This is a genomic window from Sphingomonas sp. PWP1-2 (assembly GCF_049898305.1).
Classification (GTDB): domain Bacteria; phylum Pseudomonadota; class Alphaproteobacteria; order Sphingomonadales; family Sphingomonadaceae; genus Sphingomonas; species Sphingomonas glacialis.
Genome location: NZ_JAFCXM010000004.1, coordinates 253,525 through 277,028 on the forward strand (window position 1 = coordinate 253,525; position 23,504 = coordinate 277,028).

Genomic DNA, 23,504 nt, shown 5'->3' on the forward strand with positions numbered 1-23,504 from the left:
GCAGCGGCGTGTAACACCGTCGTCGGATCCCCTCCTTTGCGACGAACGGTGGCGTAAACGGACCTGTCGGCCCCCCTTTAGCCGGCAGGTCCTTTTCATTTAGACGCTATCCCGTCATGGAAGCGTCACCGGATCGTCGTAGTGCGTGCGCGCCACCGCGCGCCGCATCCCTGGCGTGATCGTCCGGCGGGAGAGTTCATCATGGCCAATGCCCTCCGATCGCTCAAGGACCGCGTCGTCCACCGCCCCGGCACTCGCGCGGTCAAGAACCGCGCAGTGCGCAACGCGGTGCTCCAGCACAAGCATATGTCAAAGCAGGGTTTGCTCGAGCGCGCCTTCACTTTCGCGTTCCGCGGGCTCGTCTATGCGCAGATCTGGGAAGATCCCGCGGTCGACATGGAAGCGCTCGCGATCACGTCCGACAGCCATGTCGTCACGATCGCCTCGGGCGGGTGCAACATGATGTCGTACCTCACCGCCAACCCACGCGCGATCACCGCGGTCGATCTCAACCCGGCGCATATCGCGCTCAACAAATTGAAGCTCGTCGCGGCACGGCATCTGCCCGATTACGACGCCTTCCACCGCTTCTTCGCGCAGGCCAACAGCCGCCAGAACGTGCTCGCCTATCGAACCTATATCCGCCCGCATCTCGACCCGACGACGCTCGCCTATTGGGAAGGCCGCGACATGGTCGGGCGCCGGCGGATCGGCGGGTTCGCCAAGAACGTCTACAAGCGCGGGCTGCTCGGCAATTTCATCGGCGTCGCACATCTGCTGGCACGGCTCAACGGGGTGAACCCAAAGATCCTGCTCACCGCAAAATCGATCGAGGAACAGCGCGAGATCTTCGACCGCGAATTTGCGCCGTTCTTCGACAAGGGCTTCGTCAAGTGGATCACCGACCAGCCCGCATCGCTGTTCGGGCTCGGCATCCCGCCCGCGCAGTACGAGGCGCTCGCCGGCGACGAGAAGATGGCGGTGGTGCTGCGCGAGCGGCTCGAGAAGCTCGCTTGCGATTTCGACATCAAGGACAATTATTTCGCCTGGCAGGCGTTCGGCCGTGGCTATGGCAAGGATGCCGCCGCCCCGCTGCCGCCCTATCTCCAGCGCGACCATTATGACGAGATCGTCGCGCGCGCGTCGCGGATCGAAGTTTGCCACGTCAATTTCGCCGAATATCTGCGCGAGCAAGGCGACGCCTCGCTCGATCGCTACATCCTGCTCGATGCGCAGGACTGGATGACCGACGCGCAGCTGAGCGACCTGTGGAGCGAGATTACGCGCACCGCCAAGCCCGGCGCGCGCGTGCTGTTCCGCACCGCGGGCGAGCCGACCATCCTGCCCGGCCGCGTGCCCGATGCGGTCCTCGGCAAATGGCAGTATCGCGCCGAGGATTCGCTCGATTACACCAAGCGCGACCGCTCCTCGATCTACGGCGGCGTCCATCTCTACGTGCTCGGATGAACGACGCGGCAGTGGTCGAGGCGGCGTCGGGGCATGCCGGGCAGATGGATGCGATCTACCGCTCGCAGCGCCACATCTATGACCTGACACGCAAATACTATCTGCTCGGGCGCGACGCGCTGATCGCCGGGATCGCCCCGCCCGCTGGCGGCAGCGTGCTCGAGATCGGCTGCGGCACCGGGCGCAACCTGATCGCGGCCGCGCGGGCGTGGCCCGACGCACGCTTCTTCGGCATCGATATTTCGGAAGCGATGCTCGAGACTGCGCGTGCGAAGGTCGCCGCGGCGGGCCTCTCGGATAAGATCGTGCTCGCGCAAGGCGATGCGACCGCGTTCGATTCGACGGCCCTGTTCGGGGTGAGCACGTTCGACCGGATCTTCCAGAGCTACACGCTCTCGATGATCCCCGACTGGCGCGGCGCGATCCGCGAGGGTGCCGAGAAGCTCGCGCCGGGCGGCCGGCTCGATGTGGTCGATTTCGGTCAGCAGGAGCGCTTGCCGCGGGTTTTCCGCAGCGCGCTGTTTGCGTGGCTCGACAAGTTCGACGTCTCGCCGCGCGCGACGCTCCAGCCTGCGCTGATCGAGGCCGCCTCCGAGACCGGCGGCACCGCGCGCTTCACCCCGCTGTATCGCGGCTATGCCTGGTCGGGCAGCATCCGGCGGCCGGCAGCATGAACCCGCCACAGCTCCCGCGCTGGCTCGGCCTTGCCGGCCTGCTACCGCAGATCGCGGCGGCGGCGGTGGTGTTGAGCGGCGACGGCGCGTTGCGCTTTTCGGCGCTGTCGATGGGCTACGCCTATGCCGCGTTGATCCTGAGCTTCCTCGGCGGGCTGTGGTGGGGTGTCGCGGCGAGCCATGAGCGTCCGCCCGAATGGCTGTGGGTCGCCGCGATCGTGCCGTCGCTTTTTGCCTTGGCGAGCGCAGTCCCCTGGGCGGTCGGCGAACCGTGGCCGGGGCCGTCGCTGATCCTGCTGGGTGTCGCGCTGATCGCCGCGCTTGGCGTCGACCATTTGCTCGCCAGGCGCGGGCTCGTCCCGGCTTGGTGGATGCGGTTGCGGATCCCGCTCTCGCTCGGCCTCGGATTGCTGACTCTGCTGCTCGGGATCGCCTGACCGATCAGTGGCCGAAGAGCAGCCACAGCAGCAGGATGACGGGGATCGGCACGCCGATCAGCCACAAGATACACCCTTTACCCATCGCGCAATCTCCTGATTGCAAAGGGAAACGGGCCGGGCGCTCGCTGGTTCCGTGGCGCTCGCGTGTGCGGCGCGGGCATGATATCCTTGCGGGCATGAACAAGCCGGTCCGCCTCGCCGTCGAGTCCGTCCCAGAGACGCTGTTCACCGCGCGCGAGTATCTGCGGATGCACGACGCTGGCGCCTTCACCGACATGAACGTCGAGCTCGTCCGGGGGGAATTGCGCAAGATGATGTCCGGGGGCTTCTCGCATGGTGCGCTGAACGCCAGGCTGATCGCGAAACTGATCACCGCCTATTCCGCAACCGACCGTTGCTTGGCAGTCGATCTGATGATCGGTATTGGTCCACTAACGATCCGCGGTGCGGACATCGCGGTCGTGCTGCCCGACGTACCGTCGAGTGGGCCAGTCCCTCCGGATCGCGTCGTGCTGATCGTCGAGGTCTCCGTGACCACACTCGGCACCGATCTCGGCGAAAAGCAGGCTGAATATGCGACCGCCGGCGTGCCGGACTATTGGGTCGCCGATGTCGAGGCGCGCGTCATGCACGTGATGCGGTCGCCCGAAGGGGACCGCTACGCCGAGCGCTTCGTCGTTGCGTTCGAGCAGCCGCTCGCGGTGCCGGGCACGGCCGAGACGATCGTCGTCGCCTAGGCCGCCTTGCGCAGCTCCAACCGGCCCCAGATCTCGACCAGGGCATCGGTCAGTTCGCGCATCATTGCTTCGTCATGCGCCGGGCCAGGCGTGAAGCGCAGCCGCTCGGTGCCGCGCGGCACCGTCGGGTAGTTGATCGGCTGGACGTAGACGCCGTATTCGGCGAGCAGGATGTCGCTGATCTTCTTCGCCTTGATCGGATCGCCGACCATCAGCGGAACGATATGCGTCGTCGAATCCATAACAGGGAGCCCGGCCCCAGCAAACAGCGTCTTGAGCATCGTGGCGGCCGCCTGTTGCCCGTCGCGCTCGACGCTCGACGCCTTGAGGTGGCGCACCGCGGCAAGCGCCCCCGCGACCAGCACCGGCGACAGCGAGGTCGTGAAGATAAACCCCGGCGCGTACGAGCGGATCACGTCGATGATCGTCTGATCGGCGCTGACATAGCCGCCCATCACGCCGATCGCCTTGCCGAGCGTGCCTTCGATGATCGTCAGCCGATGCGCGACGCCGTCGCGCTCCGAAATGCCGCCACCGCGCGCGCCGTACATGCCGACGGCATGGACTTCGTCGAGATAGGTCAGTGCATTGTACCGATCGGCCAGATCGCAAATCTCGGCGATCGGCGCGACATCGCCATCCATCGAATAGACGCTCTCGAAGGCGATCAGCTTGGGCACGGTCGGATCGGCAGCGGCAAGCAGTTCCTCGAGATGCGCGACGTCGTTGTGGCGGAAGACATGCTTCTCGCACCCCGAATTGCGGATCCCCGCGATCATCGAGGCGTGGTTGAGTTCGTCCGAGAAGATCACGCAGCCGGGCAACACCTTGGCGAGCGTCGCGAGCGTCGCCTCGTTCGAGACATAGCCGCTGGTGAACAGCAGCGCGCCTTCCTTGCCGTGCAGATCGGCGAGCTCGCCCTCGAGATCGACATGGTAATGCGTGTTGCCGCCGATGTTGCGCGTCCCGCCCGAGCCCGCGCCGACGTCGTGGAGCGCATGTTCCATCGCCGCGATCACTTCCGGGTGCTGGCCCATCGCCAGATAATCGTTCGAGCACCACACCGTAATCGGCTTGGGTCCGTTATGCCCGGCAAAGCAGCGCGCGTTGGGGAACGCACCCTTGTTGCGCAGGATATCGATGAAGACGCGGTAGCGCCCCTCGACATGCAAGCGATCGATCGCTTGCGTGAAGATCCGGGAGTAATCGACTCCGCGAGGCGGTGTGTCCACGTCCATCGCCGCGATCTAGTCCTTCATCGCCCGGAATTCCAGCGCGTTTACGCGATCAGCGTGATCGAACGGGTGGTCATAATGTCTCACGTCGCGCGAGACCGAAGCGCGCGAGCGCCGGCACCAGCGCATCGGTCGACGCATCGCTCGCGGTGAACACCGCGCGTCCGTCGCCCGCTGCATCGGGCCAGTCCTGCCCCGCGGTGAGGAACGCGATCCGGCGCGCGATCCCGGCGCTGCCATCGACGAAGGTCACCGGGTACCGCGCGGCGGCGGCGAGCTCGTCGGCGACGAGCGGGAAATGCGTGCAGGCGTTGACGATCGTGTCGATCCGTTCGCCGCCCGGCTGGCCGAACAGGCCGTCGAGGATCGCGGCATAGCGCGCCGGATCGGTCGCGTGGCCGTGGAGCTTTGCCTCGGCGAGTTCGACGAGCTCAGCCGAGCCGCAGCGCAGCACCGTGCAGTCGCTCGCGAAGCGCGCCGCGAGGTCGTCGACATAGGGCTGGCGGACCGTCGCATTGGTGCCGAGCACGCCGATCACGCGCGTCTTGCTGACCAAGGCGGCGGGCCTGATCGCCGGAACGGTTCCCACGACAGGCACGTCGAGCGCCTCGCGCACCGCCGCGAGCGCGATCGTCGACGCCGTATTGCACGCGATCACGATCAGCCGCGGACGATAGCGTTCGGCGAGTCGCCCCAGCAGCGCGGGGACGCGCGCGGCGATCTCGGCCTCGCTCTTGGTGCCGTACGGGAAGCCCGCCGAATCGGCGACATACACCACGGGCATCCGCGGCAGCAGCGCGCGCGCCGCGCCGAGCACCGACAGCCCGCCAATCCCAGAGTCGAAAAACAGTACCGGCCGTGCATCCATCGGCGCGCAATACCGCGCTGGTCGCATTTGACAAAGTACCGGGTAGCGCGAGAGTGTTCCCGCAGCACGCCCGGGCATGCTATGCTCGATTCGCTTGGGGGCTGAAACCGTGTCGATGGAAACTTTCTGGATGGCACCTGCCGCCGCGCTGGTGCTTGGCTATCTGCTGGGCTCGATTCCGTTCGGCGTGGTGCTGACGCGGATGGCGGGCGCGGGCGATCTGCGCACGATCGGGTCGGGCAATATCGGCGCGACCAACGTCCTGCGCACCGGACGCAAGGGCCTCGCCGCGGCGACGCTGCTGCTCGACGCGTTCAAGGGTTTTGCGGCGGTGTGGATCGCCGAGCGCTATCTCGGCGGCGCTGGCGTGATCGCCGCGGCGGCGGCGTTCCTCGGGCATTGCTACCCCGTCTGGCTCGGTTTCAAGGGCGGCAAGGGCGTCGCGACCTTGCTCGGCATCGTGCTCGCGCTGCATTGGCCGATCGGGCTGGTCTATGCGGTGGTGTGGATCGCCTTGCTCGCGATCTTCCGCATCTCGTCGCTCGCCGGCATGCTCGCCGCGATCAGCGCGCCGCTGAGCGCCGCCTCTTTCTCGCGGTTCGACCTCGTGCTGCTGCTGCTCGCGCTCGCGCTGATCGTGGTGTGGAAGCACCGCGCGAACATCGAACGGCTGGTCGGCGGGGTCGAGCCGCGCGTCGGCAGCAAACATGGCTGATACCGGGCGGGAGACCGACGCGATCGCCCGCCTCCGCTTGATTCGCACGCCGCAGATCGGCCCGGTCAGCTACGCGCAGTTGCTCGCGCGCTACGGCACTGCCGCGGCAGCCCTCGACGCGCTCCCACACCTCGCCACCCGCGGCGGTGGCGCTCCGCCGCCGATCGCGCCGGTCGCGCTCGCCGAGCGTGAGCTCGCGCACGCCGCGCGGCTCGGCGCGCGGCATCTGTTTCTCGGCGATCCCGACTATCCCGATCTGCTCGCCGAACTCGACGATGCGCCGCCCGTCGTGATGCTGCGCGGGCGAACCGAGTTGCTTGCCCGCACGACGATCGCGATGGTCGGCGCGCGCAACGCGTCGGCGGCGGCGTGTCGCTTCGCGCGCCAGCTCGCCGCCGAACTCGGGCAGGACGACGTCACGATCGTCTCGGGCCTGGCGCGCGGCGTCGACACCGCGGCGCATATCGGTTCGATCGCGACGGGAACGATCGGCGTGATCGCGGGCGGGATCGACGTGGTCTATCCGCCCGAAAACGCCGCGCTGCAGGACCGCATCGCCAGCGAAGGCCTGCTCATCGCCGAGCAGCCGCCCGGCACCGAGCCGCGCGCGCGCCATTTCCCCTATCGCAACCGCATCATCGCCGGGCTCGCGCTCGGCACGGTGGTGGTCGAGGCCGCGCCCAAATCGGGATCGCTGATCACCGCGCGACTGGCGGGAGAGCTCGGCCGCGAGGTGATGGCGGTCCCCGGCAGCCCGCTCGACCCGCGCGCGCAAGGGTGCAACGGGCTGATCCGCGACGGCGCGACGCTCGTGCAGAACGCCGCCGATGTGCTCGAAAGCGTGCGCCCGATCGACCGCCGGATGGTCCGCACCACCCGCACGCCGTTCGCCGCGCCGCCACCCACCGATGCGACCGACACCGAGCGGCGCGATGTCGTCGGTCTGCTCGGCCCCGTCCCGGTCGCGATCGACGAACTCATCCGCCAGTCGGGGCATGGCCCGGCGATCGTCCAGACGGTGCTGCTCGAGCTCGAGCTCGCCGGGCGGCTCGAACGACACGCTGGCGGTCGAGTCGCGCTGCTCGATTTTCCCGGCTGAGCACGGTCGGGGCTGCGAATAGCGCCAAGATCTGACCGCTGGGCAGGAACGAGAGCCGACTCTGCACAGTCAAACGCTCCGACCACCGCGCATATCGGGCGCTCGAGAAACTTCGGCTTGCGCCGATCGTTACGCCGCCGCAGCAGACCTGCACTTACGCGGAGCCGATGCCTTGCCCTTTCTGCACAGTCCGACACGTTTCCTCATGCACTATGTCGCCGCGCGCCCGTGGATCTTCGTGACGCTCGGCCTGCTCGTCGCCGCCGCCTCGATCAGCGCGATCGGCGTGCAATATGCGATGAAGCTGCTGATCGACGCGATGACCGGCGGGGTGCGCGCGCGCGGCACGGTCTACGCCGCGCTTGCGGGCTTTCTCGGGCTCGTCATCCTCGAGAGCCTGTTGCAGCGCGCCTCGGCGCTGACGCTGGGCCAAGCGACGGTCAGCTCGGGCGTCGGCATCCGGCTCGACATGGTCAATTACCTCACCGGCCACCAGATGCCGTTCTTCCAGAACCAGCGCGCCGGGTCGCTCGGGCACCGCATTTCGGGGCTGGCGGGGATCTTCGGCGCGATCATGCACCGGCTGCTGCGCGAAGTGACGCCGCCGCTGATCGCGTTTGCCGGCGCGATGCTGATCTTCGTCACGATCGACGCCGCGATGGCCGCGGTGCTCGGCGGCGTGTTCCTCGTCGTCACCGCGGTCCTAATCGTGCTCGGCTTGCGCGGCCACGTCCACCACACCGCCTTTGCGCAACATGCCGGGCGCGCGGGCGGCGAGCTGATCGACATGATCGGCAATATCTGGGTCGTAAAGGCATTCGCCGCGCGCGACCGCGAGCTCGACCGGCTCGAGGGGTTTCTCGACAAGGAAGCCGATGCGCAGCGGCGCGGCTGGTTCTTCGTCGAGCAGATGCGCGGGCTCCACGATCTTGCGCTGGCGGTAATGGTCGGGGGGACGCTCGTCTGGGCGATCGGGCGCTGGTCGACCGGCGCGATCTCGACCGGCGACGTCGTCATCATCAGCACGATGACCTTCCGCATCCTCAACGGCTCGCGCGATCTCGCGATGGCGGTGATCGATACCAGCCAGCAGTTCAGCTATCTGCGCGAAACGCTCGACATCATCGGTGTGCCGCAGACGCTCAGCGACGCGCCCGATGCGACGCGGCTGCGCGTCGGCGAGGGCACCGTCAAGCTCGCCAACGTCACCTTCGGCTACGATCCGCGCGATCCGATCATCCACGATCTGTCGCTCACCGTCCCTGCCGGGCAGAAGATCGGGATCGTCGGTTCATCGGGCGCGGGCAAATCCTCGCTGCTCCAGCTGATCCAGCGCTTCCACGACCCGCAGATCGGCAACCTGACGATCGACGGCCAGCGGATCGACCATGTTACGCAGGAATCGCTGCGCGATGCGATCGCGGTCGTGCCGCAGGAAGTGCTGCTGTTCCACCGCTCGGTGATCGACAATATCCGCATCGCGCGCCCCGATGCGAGCGACGAGGACGTCCACGCCGCTGCCGAGGCGGCCGGCTGCGACGATTTCATCCGCCGCCTGTCGCACGGCTACGACACCGTCGTCGGCGAGCGCGGCGCCAATCTGTCGGGCGGACAACGCCAGCGAATCGGCATCGCGCGCGCCTTCCTCAAGAACGCGCGGGTCGTGCTGCTCGACGAAGCGACCAGCGCGCTCGATTCGGAGAGCGAGCTTGAGGTGCAGGCCGGGCTCGACGCGCTGGTCCGCAACCGCACGGTGATCGCGGTGGCGCATCGGCTGTCGACGATCGTCGGGTTCGACCGCGTGATCGTCGTCGACAAGGGCCGGATCATCGAAGACGGGCCGCCGCAGCAGCTGTTGCGCCAGAAAGGCGGGGCGTTCCGGCAATTGTGGCTGATGCAGGTCGAGGGGCTCGACCGTCAGCCGAGTCGTTCGCGCGATCTCGCTGCGGCTGGCGGACGGCTGCGCGACGTTTCGGTCGAGCGCGGGCGCAAATTGGGGGGCGCGATGCTGACCGCGTGGAGCAACCTGGCCGAGCGCGAGCGCGGATAACGGGTTTGGCGCGGCGCGACAAATCGCTGTCCCCGGGCGCGGCGCTTGTGGCATGAGGCGCCGCGATGCGCTCTCCCCTCCCCCTCGAAGCGGCGCGCGTCGCAGCTCCCAAGCGCTTCGCGTGCTCGACCTGGCCCTCGGCCCATGGCTTGACGCCGCCGCCCTCGTCTCTCCATCCTCGCGCGTACACGTAAGGACGCTTTGAACCACCATGCAGCTTGTCATCGTAGAATCGCCCGCCAAGGCGAAGACCATCGAGAAATATCTCGGTTCTGACTATCGCGTGCTCGCAAGCTACGGCCATGTCCGCGATCTGCCGCCCAAGGACGGATCGGTGAACCCCGATGAGGGCTTCGCGATGGAATGGGAGAATTACGCCGACAAGACCAAGCAGTTGAAAGCGATCACCGATCTCGCCAAAACCGCCGACCGCCTGATTCTCGCAACCGATCCCGATCGCGAAGGCGAGGCGATTTCGTGGCACGTCCAGGAAGTGCTGCGCAATCGCAAGGCGCTGCCCAAGGACGTCCAGCGAGTCACCTTCAACGCGATCACCAAGGCGACGGTGACCGAGGCGATGAAGCATCCGCGCGAGCTCGATACCGATCTGATCGACGCGTACCGCGCACGCCGTGCGCTCGACTATCTCGTCGGCTTTACGCTCTCGCCGGTGCTGTGGCGGAAACTCCCCGGCGCCAAGTCGGCGGGCCGCGTCCAGTCGGTCGCGCTGCGGCTGATCGTCAGCCGCGAGCGCGAGATCGAAGCCTTCCGCGCGCAGGAATATTGGTCGGTCGTGGCCGACATGGAGCAGGACGGCACGCCGTTCCAGGCGCGGCTCGTCCAGTTCGAGGGCAAGAAGCTCGACCGCCTGTCGATCGGCGAAGAGGGCGCGGCGATGCGCGCCAAGGCCGCGGTCGAGGCGGGGCGCTTCACCGTGCAGACGGTCGAAGTGAAGCCCGCGACGCGCAACCCGCCGCCGCCCTTCACCACCTCGACGCTGCAGCAGGAAGCGTCGCGCAAGCTCGGCTTCTCGGCCGATCACACGATGCGGATCGCGCAAGGTCTCTACGAGGACGGCGCGATCACCTATATGCGCACCGACGGCGTGCAGATGGATTCGAGCGCGATCTCGGCCGCACGCCTCGCCGTCGCCAACCGCTATGATGCGAGCTACGTCCCCGACAAGCCACGCGTCTATCAGACCAAGGCCAAGAACGCGCAGGAAGCGCACGAGGCGATCCGCCCGACCGATTTTTCCAAGGACAAGGCCGGCGGCGGCGACCATGCGCGGCTCTACGACCTGATCTTCAAGCGCGCACTCGCCAGTCAGATGGCGTCGGCGCGGATGGAGCGCACCACGGTCGAGATGCTCGACGGCACCGGCCAGACCGGCCTGCGCGCCACCGGGCAGGTCGTGCTCTTCCCCGGCTATCTCGCGCTCTACGAAGAAGGCTCGGACGACACGCAGGACGAGGATGCCCGCCGCCTGCCGCGGCTGCGCGAGGGCGACGCCCCCGCCAAGAAGGGCGTCACCGCCGAGCAGCACTTCACCCAGCCGCCACCGCGCTTCTCCGAAGCGTCGCTGGTCAAGCGCCTCGAAGAGCTCGGCATCGGCCGCCCATCGACCTATGCCTCGATCATCAAGACGCTGAAAGACCGCGAATACGTCCGCGTCGAGAAGAACCGCTTCTTCGCCGAGGAATCGGGGCGCCTCGTGACGGCGTTCCTCGAACGCTTCTTCGAGAAATATGTGAGCTACGATTTCACCTCGGGCCTTGAGGACGAGCTCGACGAAGTCTCGGGTGGCCGCGCCGAATGGCAGGCGGTGCTCGAGGCGTTCTGGCGCGATTTCAAGCCGCGCACGACCGAGGTGATGGAGCAGAAGCCGTCCGAAGTGACCGCCGAGCTCGACAAGTTCCTCGAGCCCTATCTCTTCCCGGCGCAGGCCGATGGCAGCGATCCGCGGCTGTGCCCGCATTGCGGCCAGGGACATCTCGCGCTGCGCGGCGGCAAGTTCGGCGCGTTCGTGGCGTGCTCGAACTATCCCGAGTGCAAATATACCCGCCGCTTCGGACAGCCGGGTGCGGCCGGCGAGGATGCCGGACCCGAGACGCTTGGCGAGGATCCCGAGACCGGCCTACCGGTCGAGCGCAAATCGGGGCGGTTCGGGCCGTATATCCAGATCGGCGAGGGCGAGACGCGCAAGATGGCGTCGATCCCGAAGGATATTGGCGAGCTCGATCTCGAATGGGCGCTGAAGCTGCTGTCGCTGCCACGCACCGTCGGCACGCATCCCGAGACCGGCGAGGCGATCACCGCGGCGATCGGCCGTTATGGTCCGTATCTGAAGCATGCCGGCAAATATGCGCGGCTGACATCGACCGAGGACGTGTTCGAGACCGGCATGAACGCCGCGGTCGTCAAGCTGGCCGAAGCTGCAGCGGGTGGTGGGCGGCAACAGCGCGGCGCGCAGGCCCCGCTGAAAGTGCTCGGGCTGCATCCGCGCAGCGAGGCCGAGATCAAGCTGATGGAGGGGCGCTACGGCGCCTACGTCACCGACGGCACGACCAACGCGACGCTGCCCAAGTCGATCGAGAAGGATGCGCTGACGCTCGAGGAAGCGGCGCAGCTGATCGACGCACGCGCGGCGGCGGCACCGCCGGCGAAGGGCAAGAAGAAGCCCGCGGCGAAGAAGGCGCCTGCCAAGAAAGCGGCAGCCAAGAAGCCTGCGGCTGAAGCAGCCGCGGCAGGCGAGCCCGCCGTCAAGAAGGCGCCCGCGAAGAAGCCGGCGGCGAAAAAACCCGCGGCAAAGAAAGCCCCTGCCAAGAAAGTCGCGGCAGCGGCGGAGTGAGGATCAGGCGGCGCGGCGCTGCCGGCTGACGAGCACGGCACGCGCCGCAGCCTGCGCGGCGGCGATCTCGCGCGCGGTCATGTCCTCGGCGATGTCGCGGCGGCAATCCTTGGCGATCTCGCTGCCGGCGACGGCGGCGAGATTGAACCATTTATGCGCTTCGATCAGGTCGATCCCGACGCCCGCGGCGCCGCTCGAATAGACCATGCCGAGTTCGTAACAGGCGTCGGCATCCCCGAGCGCCGCGTCGGCGACGCGACTGTCGGTCAGGAATTGTGCGTGCTTCAGGCTCGTGCCCATGTCGTAAACCCCCGTTAACCATCTCTGTGAGCACGACCATGCCGCAGGGAGATCAACAAAAGGTTAACGACAATTAGGCATGATCGCGCGGCGGCACGGCGAGGTTGTCGATCAGCCGCGTCGCGCCGATTTTCGCTGCGGCAACGAGCCGCCGCGCCCGCTCGGGATCGGTGCCCGGGGTCAGCGTCAGCGCGTCCACCAGTTCGAGATAATCGACCACGAACCCCGCCGCGATCAACGCCTCGCGCGCACTCGCCAGTGCATCGTCGGCAGCGTCGCCGCGCGCGATCGCCTTGGCAGCAACGCCGAGCGCACGCGGCAAGGCGACCGCCGCCGCACGCTGCGCATCGTCGAGATAGATGTTGCGTGACGACAGCGCGAGCCCGTCATCGTCGCGCTGCGTCGGCACGCCCTGGATCTCGATTCCGAAATCGAGATCGGCGACCATCTGGCGGATCACCGCGAGTTGCTGGAAATCCTTCTCGCCGAACAAGGCGATATCGGGCCGGACCTGGTTGAACAATTTGGCGACGACGGTCGCGACGCCGTCGAAATGCCCAGGCCGCGACACGCCGTCGAGCCCCTCGCTCACCCCCGACACCGAAATCTTGGTGGCGAAGCCCGTGGGATACATCACTTCGACCGGCGGCAGCCAGAGCAGGTCGCAGCCCGCGTCGGCCAGCATCCGGGCGTCCGCGCTCTCGCGGCGCGGATAGCGCGAAAGATCCTCGTTCGGCCCGAACTGCGTCGGATTGACGAAGATCGACGCGACGACCTTGCGCCCCGGCCGCTTCGCCGCCTCGATCAAGGCGAGGTGCCCGGCGTGGAGCGCCCCCATCGTCGGCACGAGCGCGATGCTCGCGCCGCCGTCGCGCAAGGCGGCAATCCCGGAACGGAGCGCTTCGAGGGTACGGATGGTTTGCACGGGTCGGTGCCCTTCGGTAAAGACGCTTGGATTGGGCGCGCCTTCTATGAGGCTCGCCCCCACCGAACAAGACGGGAAGCAACCACGTTGGCGACTGCTGCGCGAAAGCCACATATCATTGTCTTTGCCAACGAAAAAGGCGGCACGGGCAAATCGACCACCGCGGTCCATGTCGCGATCGCGCTGCAGGCGCGCGGCGCGCAAGTCGCCGCGTTCGACCTCGATCATCGCCAGCGCACGATGGGCCGCTATTTCGACAATCGTGCCGCAACGGTACAGCGCACCGGCCGCGAACTGCCGATTCCGCGCCACGCCACGCATGACGGCGAAAGCGAGGACCGCTTCAACGACGTGTTCGCCGCGCTGGCGGAAGATGCTGACTTCCTCGTGATCGACACCCCCGGCCGCGACGATCCGTTCGCGCGGATCGCAGCGAGCCGCGCCGACACGCTCGTCACGCCGATGAACGACAGTTTCGTCGATTTCGATTTGATCGGCCAAGTCCATCCCGAGACCTACAAGGTCACGCGGCCGAGCTTCTACGCCGAGCTGATCTGGGACGCGCGGAAGATCCGCGCAAAGGCCGATGGCTCGACGATCGACTGGGTGGTGCTGCGCAACCGCATCCAGCACATCGAGGCGCGCAACATGCGCCGCGTGTCCGAAGCGCTCGACCAACTCGCCAAGCGCGTCGGTTTCCGCATCGTGCCGGGGCTCGGCGAGCGCGTGATCTATCGCGAGCTGTTCCCGGCCGGCCTGACGATGCTCGATTCGGGCGAGTTCGGGTCGATGGGGCTGGCGCATGTCGCCGCCCGCCAGGAGCTGCGCGAGATGATGGGCGCGCTCGCCCTGCCCGAGACCGTCGTCCCGCTCGTCGCCTGATGGGCAAGCTGCTCCTCATCGCCGCGATCCTGATCGGCGGATGGCTGTTGCTGCGTCCGCGGCCCAAGCCGGTGCCGCGGGTCGGCGAGGCCGAGGCGCGTGCGGTGCTCGGCGTCGGCGCGGGGGCCGACGAAGCGACGATCCGGGCGGCGCATCGGCGCTTGGTGTCCGCCGTCCATCCCGATAGAGGCGGCTCGGCCGATCTGACGCGCCGGATCAACGCCGCGCGCGACGTCCTGCTGCGGCGCTAATATCTGGAAATCTTGAACCTTTTGGTCGCTCGCGGCTTGGGTCAGAGCCAGTATTGCAGGAGCCCGCATGACGCATCGTTTCGACCCTAGTTCGCTGCGCGAATATGACATTCGCGGGATCGTCGGGAAAACGCTGGGCGAGGCCGATGCCGACGCGATCGGCCGCGGCTTCGGCACGCGCGTGCGCCGCGCCGGTGGCCGCCGCGTCGCGGTCGGCTATGATGGCCGCCTCTCCTCGCCGATGCTCGAAGCCGCGCTGGTCGAAGGTCTCGTCGCGGTCGGGATCGACGTCGTGCGGATTGGCCGTGGTCCGACGCCGATGCTCTATTACGCCGAGGCGACGCTAGAGGTGGATGGCGGCATCGAGATAACCGGCAGCCATAACCCCGCCGACTATAACGGCTTCAAGCTGGTGCTGCAGCACGCGCCGTTTTTCGGCGCAGACATTCAAGCGCTTGGTCAAATGGCCGCGGACGGCGATTGGGACACGGTCGACGCAGAGGATCGCGGCGTGGTTTCGACGTTCGACATCGAGGACGATTATGTCGGCCGCCTCGTCGCTGGCTATGCCGGCGGCAGCTACAAGATCGGCTGGGACGCCGGCAACGGTGTTTCGGGCCCGATCATCGAGAAGCTCGTCAAGCTCCTGCCGGGTGAGCATCATCTGCTGTTCACCGATGTCGACGGCAAATTTCCCAACCATCATCCCGATCCCACCGAAGAAGCGAACCTCGCCGATCTCAAGCGCCTCGTCGCCGAGAAGCAGCTCGATTTCGGACTGGCCTTCGACGGCGACGGTGACCGGATCGGCGCGATCGACGGGCAGGGCCGGGTGATCTGGGGCGACCAGATTCTCTCCATTCTGGCCGAACCTGTGCTCAACGAACTCCCCGGCGCGACGATCATCGCCGATGTGAAGGCGTCGCAAATGCTGTTCGACCGAGTTGCGGCGCTCGGCGGCACGCCGTTGATGTGGAAGACCGGCCACAGCCTGATGAAGACCAAGATGAAGGAAACCGGCAGCCCGCTTGCGGGCGAGATGAGCGGGCACATCTTCTTCGCGCATGAATTCTACGGTTTCGACGACGCGCATTACGCCGCCGTCCGGCTGATCCGCGCGGCGCACCTGAGCGGCCGCTCGATCACCGAATTGCGCGGCGCGATGCCCGATCTCGTCAACACCCCCGAACTGCGCTTCCAGATCGAGGAAAGCCGCAAGTTCGCGGTCGTCGAAGAAGTGCTCGCACGACTCGAAGCCGAAGGCGCCAAGGTCGATTCGACCGACGGCGCGCGCGTCACCACCCCGGACGGTTGGTGGCTGCTCCGCGCCTCGAACACGCAGGACGTCCTCGTCGCGCGCGCCGAAGCGCGGGATCAGGCTGCGCTAGACCGCCTGTTGGCGATGATCGATGATCAACTCGGCAAGAGCGGCGTCGTGCGCGGGGTGCAGGCGGCGCATTAAGAAGTTTTGTTCGCGCAGAGGCGCGGAGGTGCGGAGGTGTTGCGCGCGTGTGAGCCTTTTCGCGTCCCCCCAGGGCTTTTTTACGTCGGTGGAATGCCCTGGCACACCTGGCGCGTTGGACGCGATACCGCGAACCCGCACACCTCCGCGCCTCCGCGCCTCCGCGCGAACAAACCTGCTTCTTTGCTCGCAATCACTCCCAAAACACGCCACCTAAAAGCGATGCCTCCCCCGCCCCCCCAGATCATCCGCGTCATCGACCTCGAGACCACCGGTGAAGCCCCACCGCTCCACGGCGTATGCGAAATCGGCTGGCAGGACGTCGCGCTCGGCAAGGACGGCCGCTGGGAGATCCAGGGCGAGGGCGGATCGCGGCTGGTCAATCCCGGCCGGCCGATCCCGCCGCTGACGCAGGCGATCCACCATATCCTCGACGAGCAGGTCGCCGACGCGCCGTTCTGGCACGATGTCGCGCGCGGTGTACTCGATCCCTATCCGCGGCGCATCGCGCTCGCCGCGCACCGCTCGGCGGCGGAGGAGAAATTCTGCACGCCGGCGCTGACCCGCGACGCGCCGTGGATCTGCACGTGGAAATGTGCACTGCGGCTGTGGCCTGACACGCCGAGCTTTTCCAACCAGATGCTGCGCTACTGGCGCAAGCCCGAGGGCCTCGAGCATGAGCGCGGCTTGCCTGCGCATCGCGCCTTTCCCGATGCCTATGTCACAGCCTTCCATTTGCGTGACATGCTCAACACGGTCGGGCCCGAGCAGTTGATCGCCTGGTCGAGCGTCCCCGGGCTGTTGCCGCGCGTCATTCGCCCAGGCCCCGATCGCGGGAAGGACTGGGCCGAGCTCAGCGACGATTCGCTCGCGATCATGCTGGGCGACCGCGACGAGGATGTGCGGTTCACCGCCGAGACCGAACTGGCCCGGCGGAGCGGCAACGGTTCGCGCAACTGACGCGCGCAAACTTGATTTCAGTCAATTCAGCCAGACTGGTCATTGTTGTTGTCGCTGCGTAAGGACGTGTCGATGTTCAAGCGTTCGTTCCTCGGTTTCGGCGTTAGCGAGGGACGCATGGGGCGCTTTCTCGTGGCCTGCATGGCGCTGGGCTTTGCCGCGCTGGTCGCCGCTGGCGTCGCCGCCGGCTGGTCGACCGCGCAAAACGAGCGCCACACGCGCGACGTCAACCACACTTACGAGGTCGAACTGGCGATCGGTCGTGCGCGCGTCCTGACCGAGCAGAGCGAGACCGCACGCCGCGGCTATGTGCTGACGGCGAAGCCGGTCTATCTCGCGACCTATCGCGCGGCGATGCGCGCGCTCCCCGCCACGCTCGACCGCTTGGCTACACAGACGCGCGACAATCCGCGCCAGCAGCGCAATCTCGCGATGCTCCGCCAATCGATCGACGATCTTTCGCGGCAGCGCGAAGTGACGATCGCGTTGACCGGCAACGGCGAAAGCGCGCGCGCGGTCACGGTGTTCCAGGGGGAAAGCAACGCGCGCCGGATGCTCGTGCTGCGCGCGCGCGCCGACGCGATGGTGGCCGAAGAACAGCGGCTGCTGGCCCAGCGCGACGCCGCGCAGCAATCGAGCGTCCGCATCTTCTATGTCACACTGGCGATCGCGGGGCTGCTCGTCATCCTCGTCGCGATCGCATCGCTGCTGATGGTGCGGCGCTATACGCGCGATCTCGCGACGTCGCGCGATGCGTTGCGGGACTTCGCCGACACGCTCGAAGAGCAAGTCGAGGAACGCACCGCCGATCTGACGCGCGCGAACGAGGAAATCCAGCGCTTCGCCTATATCGTCAGCCACGATCTGCGCAGCCCGCTCGTCAACGTGATGGGCTTCACCGCCGAGCTCGAAAGCGCGACGACCGAGATCGGCGCGCTGATTGACCGCGCCGAAGCGACCGCGCCCGAGATCGTCACCGAAGATGCCCGGCTTGCCGCGCGCGAGGATCTGCCCGAGGCGATCCGCTTCATCCGCACCTCGACGCAGAAGATGGACCGGCTGATCAACGCGATCCTCAAACTGTCGCGCGAAGGCCGCCGCGTCATCGCGCCGCAGCGGCTCGACGTCACCGCGATGGTCGAGACGATCGCGGCGAGCCTCCAGACGCAGATCGAGCAACGCGGCGCGACGTTCGTGATCGACGCCCCGCTTCCTGGGCTCGTCAGCGATCGGCTCGCGATCGAGCAGATCTTCTCGAACCTGATCGAGAATGCGGTCAAATATCTCAGCCCCGATCGCCCCGGCCATATCGTCGTGCGCGGCAAGACGCATGGCAAGCGCGTGACGTTCGAGTTCGAGGATAACGGCCGCGGCATCGCGCCGAACGATCACCAGCGCGTATTCGACCTGTTCCGGCGCGCCGGCAACCAGGACCAGCCCGGCGAGGGGATCGGCCTCGCGCATGTCCGCGCCTTGGCGTATCGTCTCGGCGGCGTTATCGATGTGACGTCGGAGCTTGGGCGGGGGACAACCTTCCGCTTGAATTTGCCCAAGATTTTCGTCGACCCCACTACAACAGCCACGCGGGAACTCCAGCAATGACCGATCATAAGAGCGTCAGCATCGTGATGATCGAGGATGATGAGGGGCATGCGCGCCTGATCGAGAAGAACATTCGTCGTGCCGGGATCCTCAACGCGATCACGCACTTTACCGACGGCACGACCGCGCTCGACTATCTGTTCAACAGCGCGGACGGCCCGCAGCGCAACGGCCCCGCGCTCGTGCTGCTCGATCTCAATTTGCCCGACATGAGCGGGACCGACATTCTCGCCAAGATCAAGTCGGCCGACGGCCCGCTGCGTCGCACCCCCGTCGTCGTGCTGACCACGACCGACGACAAGGTCGAAATCCAGCGCTGCTACGATCTGGGCTGCAACGTCTACATCACCAAGCCGGTCAACTATGAGAGCTTCGCGACCGCGATCCGCCAGCTCGGCTTGTTCCTGTCGGTGATCCAAGTGCCAGACATCGAGCCTCAGGGGTGAACCAAGCCGCTGGCGCCGCGATCCTCTATATCGACGACGATGCGGGCTTGCGCCGCCTCGCCGTCCGCACGCTCGCGCGCTACGGCTATACGCTCTCGGTCGCCGAGGGCGGCGCCGAGGGCATCGCGCTCGCCCAGGCGGCGGTCGCCGAGGGCCGACCGTTCGATCTGATCGCGGTCGATCATTACATGCCGGGGATGGACGGGCTCGAGACGCTCGAGCGGCTGCGGATCCTGCCGGGGATGCCGCCGGTGGTCTATGTCACCGGCTCCGAAGAAGGCCGGATCGCGGTCGCCGCGCTCAAAGCCGGCGCCGCCGATTACGTCGTGAAGACCGTCGGCACCGATTTCTTCGATCTGCTCGCCAGCGCGTTCGGACAAGTGCTCGAACGCGCCGCGCTCGAACGCGACAAGGCCGCCGCCGAGGATCAGCTGCGCGCGAGCAACGCACGGCTCGAGGCGCTGCTGCGCGAGGTCAACCACCGCGTCGCCAATTCGCTCCAGATCGTCTCGGCGATGGTGCGGATGCAATCGACCGCGCTCGCCGACGAAAATGCGCGGCTCGCGCTCGAGGATACGCAACGCCGCATCGCCGCGATCGCGCAAGTCCACCGCCGGCTCTACACGAGCAACGATGTCGAGCAGGTCGACATGCGCGAATATCTCGGCGCGCTGGTCGACGAATTGGGCGAGACCTGGTCGACCCCGGGTGCACCGCGCGTGCTGTCGCTGGCAGCCGAGCCGATCCGCCTGTCGACCGACCGCGCGGTGTCGCTCGGCGTGATCGTCACAGAACTCGTCAGCAACGCGTGCAAATACGCCTATCCGACGAGCGGCGGCGAAGTCCGCGTGTCGCTCACCGGCGATGGCGACGGGCATTTCCGGCTCGCAGTCGAGGATGACGGGATCGGCATGGTCGCCGACGCCGCGCCGCGCGGCACGGGGGTCGGCACCAAGCTCATTCGCGCAATGGCGCAGAGCCTGCAGACGATCGTCGAATACGACACCGCGAACCGCACCGGCGTGCGCGCGACGCTCCGCGCGGCGCTCGGTTAAGCCAGCAGGTCCGTCACCCCGGCCGTATGCCGGGGTCCACCGAGGTCGCGACCAATGCCTTCGATATCGGCGTCTCGGTGGATGCCGGGACGAGCCCGGCATGACGGCGATGGGATACCGGCTTGCCGCTCAGCGCGGCTTGCGGAACTTGAGGACGAACTGGTCGGTCTTGCCGCGGATCGCCGGGTCGAACACCTTCGCGCTGTGATCGTCGGCGGGATTGCGCAGCACGTCGCTCTCGCCGACGAACTGGAAGCCGGCCTTGGCGACTTCGGTCTTGACCACGGCCGGGTCGATCCGGTGCTTGGTGTCGGTGCCCGTCAGGCCAGTCCCCGCCGCATCGACATGGTCGATCACGAGATAGGTGCCGCCGGGCTTGAGCGCCTTGAACGCCTCGGCGTTCATCTGGTCGATCCCGGCTTCGCCCGCGCCATTGTTGGCGAGATCGTGATAGTTCTGCACGGTCCAGATCAGATCGACCGGCTCTGATGCCGCGACGATGCCCGATCCGAGCACCTTGACCGTCACGTTCGACAGATGGCGATCCTCGAGCGCGGTCGCGGACTTGGCAGCATATTTCGCCATCGCCGCAGGCCACACGGCATAGACATGCCCCGAAGCCCCGACGATCCCGGAGAAAGCGCGCGTCCAATAGCCAGAGCCCGGGAGGAAATCGAGCACCTCGTCGCCCGGGCCGACGCCCGAGAAGGCGAGCACTTCGGCCGCCTTGCGCCGCGCGTCATCGGTTGCCTGGTCGGCGCGCGCCGGGCTTGCAAGCGCGGTCGCGACCGCCTTCTGCGTCTGCTTCGCGCTGTGCACCGAAGCCGGAACCCCGGCTGCGCTTGCCACCGTGACGATCAACGCCGTTGCCGCCACGCCCGTCAGAAATGCTCGCATCAACCCACTCCCCCTTGTGTTGTTGGTGGTACGCTAGACGTCGAGATTGGCGACGTTCAGCGCATTCTCCTGGATGAATTCGCGCCGCGGCTCGACCACGTCTCCCATCAGCCGCGTGAAGATCTCGTCGGCGACATCGGCCTGTTCGATCTCGACGCGGAGCATCGAGCGGACCTGCGGATCGAGCGTCGTCTCCCACAATTGCTCGGCATTCATCTCGCCGAGACCCTTGTAGCGCTGGATCGCCAGCCCCTTGCGGCCGGCGGCGAGGATCGCGTCGAGCAGTTGCGACGGCCGTGCGACCATCGTCGAGCCCTTGGCAGCGGTCGCCACCGGCGCCTGCGCCGGCGCCTCGGTTGCGGCCGTTGCATCCTCGGCCGCATCGGCTTCAGCCTGCGCGGCCGCCGCTGCCTTGGACGATACGATCCGTGCGGTCTGCTCGTACGCTTCCTGCTGCTCGACCGCGAGGCCGTGCAGTTTCCGCGCCTCGGCCGAGCCGAGGAACGCACCTTCGATGATGTGATGATCGGTCACGCCGCGCCACACGCGCTCGACATGGAAGCCGCCATCCTCGGCTAGCCGCGCCGACCAGCGCGCATCGGGATCGCCGGCATCGAGCCCGCGCACGACCTGGACGACGACTTCGCGCCGCGCCTCGAGATCGAGCGCCGGATCGAGCGCGCCGCCCATCGCGAGCGCCTCGACGATCGTCGGGTCGTAGCGGCGCGGAATGTAGCGCATCAGCGTGCGCATCCGCCGCGCATGGTCGACCAGCATCCGCAGATCCTGCCCCGAGCGCGAACCGCCCTGCACGCCCTCGAGCACGGTGCCGGCGACGCCCGCTTCAACGAGATATTCGTCGAGCGCGCTATCGTCCTTGAGATACACTTCCGAGCGCCCGCGCGTCGCTTTGTAGAGCGGCGGCTGTGCGATGTAGAGGTGCCCGCCGGTGATGATCTCGGGCATCTGGCGGTAGAAGAAGGTCAGCAGCAGCGTGCGGATATGCGCGCCGTCGACGTCTGCGTCGGTCATTATGACGATCTTGTGGTAGCGCAGCTTCTCGACGTTGAAATCGTCGCGGCCGATGCCGGTGCCCATCGCCTGGATCAGCGTGCCGATCTCCTTCGACGACAGCATCCGGTCGAAGCGCGCACGCTCGACGTTGAGGATCTTGCCGCGGAGCGGCAGGATCGCCTGGAAGTGGCGGTCGCGGCCCTGCTTGGCCGAACCGCCGGCCGAGTCACCCTCGACCAGGAACAGTTCGGACTTGGCGGGGTCGCGCTCCTGGCAGTCGGCGAGCTTGCCGGGCAGCGAGGCGATATCCATCACGCCCTTCCGCCGCGTCAGCTCGCGCGCCTTCTTCGCGGCTTCGCGCGCGGCGGCGGCGTCGATGATCTTGGCGACGATCGCCTTGCCGTGCGCAGGGTTTTCCTCGAGCCATTCGGCGAGCTTGTCGGCCATCAGGCTTTCGAGCGGCTGGCGGACTTCGGACGAGACGAGCTTGTCCTTGGTCTGCGACGAGAACTTCGGGTCGGGCAGCTTGACCGAGACGATCGCGGTGAGCCCCTCGCGCATGTCGTCGCCGGTCAGTGTGACCTTCTCCTTCTTGAGGAGCCCCGATTTCTCGGCATAATTGTTGAGCGTGCGCGTCATCGCCGCGCGGAACGCCGCCATATGCGTGCCGCCGTCGCGCTGCGGGATGTTGTTGGTGAAGGCGAGGACGTTCTCGTAATAGGAGTCGTTCCACTCGAGCGCGACGTCGATCGTCACGTCGTCGCGCGTTCCCGAGATCGCCACCGGCTCGGGCATGAGCGGCACCTTGTTGCGATCGAGATACTTCACGAACGCGGCGATCCCGCCCTCGTAATAGAGCTCGACCGTCTTGAGGTCGGCGTGGCGCGCATCGTTGAGATACAGCCGCACGCCCGAATTGAGGAAGGCGAGCTCGCGGTAGCGATGCTCGAGCTTGTCGAAGTCGAATTCGGTGATCTTGAAGGTGGCGGGCGACGGGAAGAATGTGACGCGCGTCCCCTTCTTGCCCGGCGCCGGGCCGACGATATTGAGCGGGGCCACGGCATCGCCGAACGCGAAGCGCATGTAATGCTCCTGCTCGTCGCGGAAGATCGTCAGGTCGAGCCATTCGCTGAGCGCGTTGACGACCGAGACGCCGACGCCGTGGAGGCCGCCCGAGACCTTGTACGCGTTATCGTCGGACGTGTTCTCGAACTTACCGCCGGCGTGGAGCTGGGTCATGATGACCTCGGCTGCAGACACGCCTTCCTCGGTGTGGATGCCGGTCGGGATGCCGCGTCCGTTATCCTCGACCGAGACCGAGCCATCGGCGTTCAGCGTGATGTCGATCCGGTCGCAATGCCCGGCGAGCGCTTCGTCGATTGCGTTATCCGAAACCTCGAACACCATGTGGTGGAGGCCCGAACCGTCGTCGGTATCGCCGATGTACATGCCGGGACGCTTGCGGACCGCGTCTAGGCCTTTGAGCACCTTGATCGAGTCTGCGCCGTAATCATTCGTATTGGGGTCTTCTGCCATGCCGAGCATATAGGGATTCACGGCACGAAACGGAAGCG

General features: G+C 66.9%; 21 protein-coding genes. 15 read left to right on the forward strand and 6 right to left on the reverse strand.

The window, feature by feature from the left end:
• Window positions 1-201: 201 nt before the first annotated feature.
• The 4 genes from ACP7C5_RS12190 to ACP7C5_RS12205 are packed head-to-tail and all read left to right on the forward strand — an operon-like array spanning window position 202 to window position 3,318.
• Window positions 202-1,467, forward strand: coding sequence for a DUF3419 family protein (locus tag ACP7C5_RS12190; protein WP_426264444.1), 1,266 nt, complete (start codon window positions 202-204; stop codon window positions 1,465-1,467).
• Window positions 1,464-2,141: a class I SAM-dependent methyltransferase gene (locus ACP7C5_RS12195; RefSeq protein ID WP_426264445.1), complete on the forward strand. Its 678-nt coding sequence runs from the start codon at window positions 1,464-1,466 to the stop codon at window positions 2,139-2,141. Before ACP7C5_RS12190 ends, ACP7C5_RS12195 begins: the two co-directional genes overlap by 4 nt.
• On the forward strand, window positions 2,138-2,578 hold the full coding sequence (locus ACP7C5_RS12200) for a DUF3429 domain-containing protein (protein ID WP_426264446.1): 441 nt from the start codon (window positions 2,138-2,140) through the stop codon (window positions 2,576-2,578). Before ACP7C5_RS12195 ends, ACP7C5_RS12200 begins: the two co-directional genes overlap by 4 nt.
• Window positions 2,579-2,613: 35 nt before the next feature.
• Window positions 2,614-3,318 (forward strand): Uma2 family endonuclease, encoded by a 705-nt coding sequence (locus tag ACP7C5_RS12205; protein ID WP_426264447.1) that lies wholly within the window; start codon window positions 2,614-2,616, stop codon window positions 3,316-3,318.
• Here ACP7C5_RS12205 and hemA read toward each other — a convergent pair.
• Both hemA and murI read right to left on the reverse strand, forming a co-directional pair.
• Window positions 3,315-4,556: a 5-aminolevulinate synthase gene (gene hemA / locus ACP7C5_RS12210; RefSeq protein WP_426264448.1), complete on the reverse strand. Its 1,242-nt coding sequence runs from the start codon at window positions 4,554-4,556 to the stop codon at window positions 3,315-3,317. The genes ACP7C5_RS12205 and hemA overlap by 4 nt on opposite strands.
• A 70-nt stretch (window positions 4,557-4,626) precedes the next feature.
• A complete protein-coding gene (gene murI / locus ACP7C5_RS12215) occupies window positions 4,627-5,421 on the reverse strand; it encodes a glutamate racemase (protein WP_426264449.1) in 795 nt (264 codons plus the stop codon).
• A 130-nt stretch (window positions 5,422-5,551) separates the two neighbouring features.
• On the opposite strand from murI, the gene plsY reads away from it, so the two are divergent.
• The 4 genes from plsY to topA all read left to right on the forward strand — a co-directional run bounded on the left by plsY (window position 5,552) and on the right by topA (window position 12,136).
• Window positions 5,552-6,136 (forward strand): glycerol-3-phosphate 1-O-acyltransferase PlsY, encoded by a 585-nt coding sequence (plsY, locus tag ACP7C5_RS12220; protein WP_133192143.1) that lies wholly within the window; start codon window positions 5,552-5,554, stop codon window positions 6,134-6,136.
• Complete coding sequence (dprA, locus tag ACP7C5_RS12225) at window positions 6,129-7,235, forward strand: DNA-processing protein DprA (RefSeq protein ID WP_426264450.1); 1,107 nt, start codon at window positions 6,129-6,131, stop codon at window positions 7,233-7,235. Before plsY ends, dprA begins: the two co-directional genes overlap by 8 nt.
• Window positions 7,236-7,407: 172 nt before the next feature.
• On the forward strand, window positions 7,408-9,285 hold the full coding sequence (locus ACP7C5_RS12230) for an ABC transporter ATP-binding protein (protein WP_133191371.1): 1,878 nt from the start codon (window positions 7,408-7,410) through the stop codon (window positions 9,283-9,285).
• 211 nt (window positions 9,286-9,496) lie between these two features.
• Window positions 9,497-12,136, forward strand: a complete 2,640-nt coding sequence (gene topA, locus ACP7C5_RS12235) for a type I DNA topoisomerase (protein ID WP_426264451.1) — start codon at window positions 9,497-9,499, stop codon at window positions 12,134-12,136.
• Window positions 12,137-12,139: 3 nt separating this feature from the next.
• Here topA and ACP7C5_RS12240 read toward each other — a convergent pair whose 3' ends face one another.
• Both ACP7C5_RS12240 and panC read right to left on the reverse strand, forming a co-directional pair.
• Window positions 12,140-12,436 carry an SEL1-like repeat protein gene (locus tag ACP7C5_RS12240; RefSeq protein WP_133191369.1) on the reverse strand — a complete coding sequence of 99 codons (297 nt, stop codon included), beginning with the start codon at window positions 12,434-12,436 and terminating at the stop codon, window positions 12,140-12,142.
• A gap of 73 nt (window positions 12,437-12,509) precedes the next feature.
• Window positions 12,510-13,361 carry a pantoate--beta-alanine ligase gene (gene panC, locus ACP7C5_RS12245; RefSeq protein ID WP_133191368.1) on the reverse strand — a complete coding sequence of 284 codons (852 nt, stop codon included), beginning with the start codon at window positions 13,359-13,361 and terminating at the stop codon, window positions 12,510-12,512.
• 87 nt (window positions 13,362-13,448) lie between these two features.
• On the opposite strand from panC, the gene ACP7C5_RS12250 reads away from it, so the two are divergent.
• The 7 genes from ACP7C5_RS12250 (at window position 13,449) to ACP7C5_RS12280 (ending at window position 20,019) form a co-directional block, all read left to right on the forward strand.
• Window positions 13,449-14,243: a division plane positioning ATPase MipZ gene (locus ACP7C5_RS12250; RefSeq protein ID WP_426264452.1), complete on the forward strand. Its 795-nt coding sequence runs from the start codon at window positions 13,449-13,451 to the stop codon at window positions 14,241-14,243.
• On the forward strand, window positions 14,243-14,494 hold the full coding sequence (locus tag ACP7C5_RS12255; protein WP_189676444.1) for a J domain-containing protein: 252 nt from the start codon (window positions 14,243-14,245) through the stop codon (window positions 14,492-14,494). Before ACP7C5_RS12250 ends, ACP7C5_RS12255 begins: the two co-directional genes overlap by 1 nt.
• 67 nt (window positions 14,495-14,561) lie before the next feature.
• A complete protein-coding gene (pgmG, locus tag ACP7C5_RS12260; protein ID WP_426264453.1) occupies window positions 14,562-15,956 on the forward strand; it encodes a phosphoglucomutase/phosphomannomutase PgmG in 1,395 nt (464 codons plus the stop codon).
• Between the two features lie 222 nt (window positions 15,957-16,178).
• Window positions 16,179-16,916, forward strand: coding sequence for an exonuclease domain-containing protein (locus tag ACP7C5_RS12265; protein ID WP_189676446.1), 738 nt, complete (start codon window positions 16,179-16,181; stop codon window positions 16,914-16,916).
• 72 nt (window positions 16,917-16,988) lie between these two features.
• On the forward strand, window positions 16,989-18,518 hold the full coding sequence (locus tag ACP7C5_RS12270) for a sensor histidine kinase (RefSeq protein ID WP_426264454.1): 1,530 nt from the start codon (window positions 16,989-16,991) through the stop codon (window positions 18,516-18,518).
• The gene (locus tag ACP7C5_RS12275; protein WP_133191362.1) at window positions 18,515-18,964 is read left to right on the forward strand and encodes a response regulator; all 450 of its coding nucleotides are present in this window, start codon (window positions 18,515-18,517) and stop codon (window positions 18,962-18,964) included. Before ACP7C5_RS12270 ends, ACP7C5_RS12275 begins: the two co-directional genes overlap by 4 nt.
• Window positions 18,961-20,019, forward strand: a complete 1,059-nt coding sequence (locus ACP7C5_RS12280) for a sensor histidine kinase (protein WP_189676448.1) — start codon at window positions 18,961-18,963, stop codon at window positions 20,017-20,019. Before ACP7C5_RS12275 ends, ACP7C5_RS12280 begins: the two co-directional genes overlap by 4 nt.
• A gap of 129 nt (window positions 20,020-20,148) precedes the next feature.
• Here ACP7C5_RS12280 and ACP7C5_RS12285 read toward each other — a convergent pair whose 3' ends face one another.
• Both ACP7C5_RS12285 and gyrB read right to left on the reverse strand, forming a co-directional pair.
• Window positions 20,149-20,916 (reverse strand): class I SAM-dependent methyltransferase, encoded by a 768-nt coding sequence (locus ACP7C5_RS12285; RefSeq protein ID WP_426264455.1) that lies wholly within the window; start codon window positions 20,914-20,916, stop codon window positions 20,149-20,151.
• A 33-nt stretch (window positions 20,917-20,949) separates the two neighbouring features.
• Complete coding sequence (gene gyrB / locus ACP7C5_RS12290; protein ID WP_426264456.1) at window positions 20,950-23,466, reverse strand: DNA topoisomerase (ATP-hydrolyzing) subunit B; 2,517 nt, start codon at window positions 23,464-23,466, stop codon at window positions 20,950-20,952.
• Between the last annotated feature and the right edge of the window lie 38 nt (window positions 23,467-23,504).

What these genes read in the sequence shown, in the direction of transcription:
- ACP7C5_RS12275 (WP_133191362.1), top strand. Translation starts at nt 18,515, where the DNA reads ATGACCGATCATAAGAGCGTCAGCATCGTGATGATCGAGGATGATGAG.
- hemA (WP_426264448.1), bottom strand. Translation starts at nt 4,556, where the DNA reads ATGGACGTGGACACACCGCCTCGCGGAGTCGATTACTCCCGGATCTTC.
- topA (WP_426264451.1), top strand. Translation starts at nt 9,497, where the DNA reads ATGCAGCTTGTCATCGTAGAATCGCCCGCCAAGGCGAAGACCATCGAG.
- dprA (WP_426264450.1), top strand. Translation starts at nt 6,129, where the DNA reads ATGGCTGATACCGGGCGGGAGACCGACGCGATCGCCCGCCTCCGCTTG.
- ACP7C5_RS12255 (WP_189676444.1), top strand. Translation starts at nt 14,243, where the DNA reads ATGGGCAAGCTGCTCCTCATCGCCGCGATCCTGATCGGCGGATGGCTG.
- ACP7C5_RS12190 (WP_426264444.1), top strand. Translation starts at nt 202, where the DNA reads ATGGCCAATGCCCTCCGATCGCTCAAGGACCGCGTCGTCCACCGCCCC.
- pgmG (WP_426264453.1), top strand. Translation starts at nt 14,562, where the DNA reads ATGACGCATCGTTTCGACCCTAGTTCGCTGCGCGAATATGACATTCGC.
- ACP7C5_RS12200 (WP_426264446.1), top strand. Translation starts at nt 2,138, where the DNA reads ATGAACCCGCCACAGCTCCCGCGCTGGCTCGGCCTTGCCGGCCTGCTA.
- ACP7C5_RS12195 (WP_426264445.1), top strand. Translation starts at nt 1,464, where the DNA reads ATGAACGACGCGGCAGTGGTCGAGGCGGCGTCGGGGCATGCCGGGCAG.
- ACP7C5_RS12265 (WP_189676446.1), top strand. Translation starts at nt 16,179, where the DNA reads ATGCCTCCCCCGCCCCCCCAGATCATCCGCGTCATCGACCTCGAGACC.
- ACP7C5_RS12285 (WP_426264455.1), bottom strand. Translation starts at nt 20,916, where the DNA reads ATGCGAGCATTTCTGACGGGCGTGGCGGCAACGGCGTTGATCGTCACG.
- ACP7C5_RS12270 (WP_426264454.1), top strand. Translation starts at nt 16,989, where the DNA reads ATGTTCAAGCGTTCGTTCCTCGGTTTCGGCGTTAGCGAGGGACGCATG.
- gyrB (WP_426264456.1), bottom strand. Translation starts at nt 23,466, where the DNA reads ATGGCAGAAGACCCCAATACGAATGATTACGGCGCAGACTCGATCAAG.
- murI (WP_426264449.1), bottom strand. Translation starts at nt 5,421, where the DNA reads ATGGATGCACGGCCGGTACTGTTTTTCGACTCTGGGATTGGCGGGCTG.
- ACP7C5_RS12240 (WP_133191369.1), bottom strand. Translation starts at nt 12,436, where the DNA reads ATGGGCACGAGCCTGAAGCACGCACAATTCCTGACCGACAGTCGCGTC.
- ACP7C5_RS12205 (WP_426264447.1), top strand. Translation starts at nt 2,614, where the DNA reads ATGACGGGGATCGGCACGCCGATCAGCCACAAGATACACCCTTTACCC.
- plsY (WP_133192143.1), top strand. Translation starts at nt 5,552, where the DNA reads ATGGCACCTGCCGCCGCGCTGGTGCTTGGCTATCTGCTGGGCTCGATT.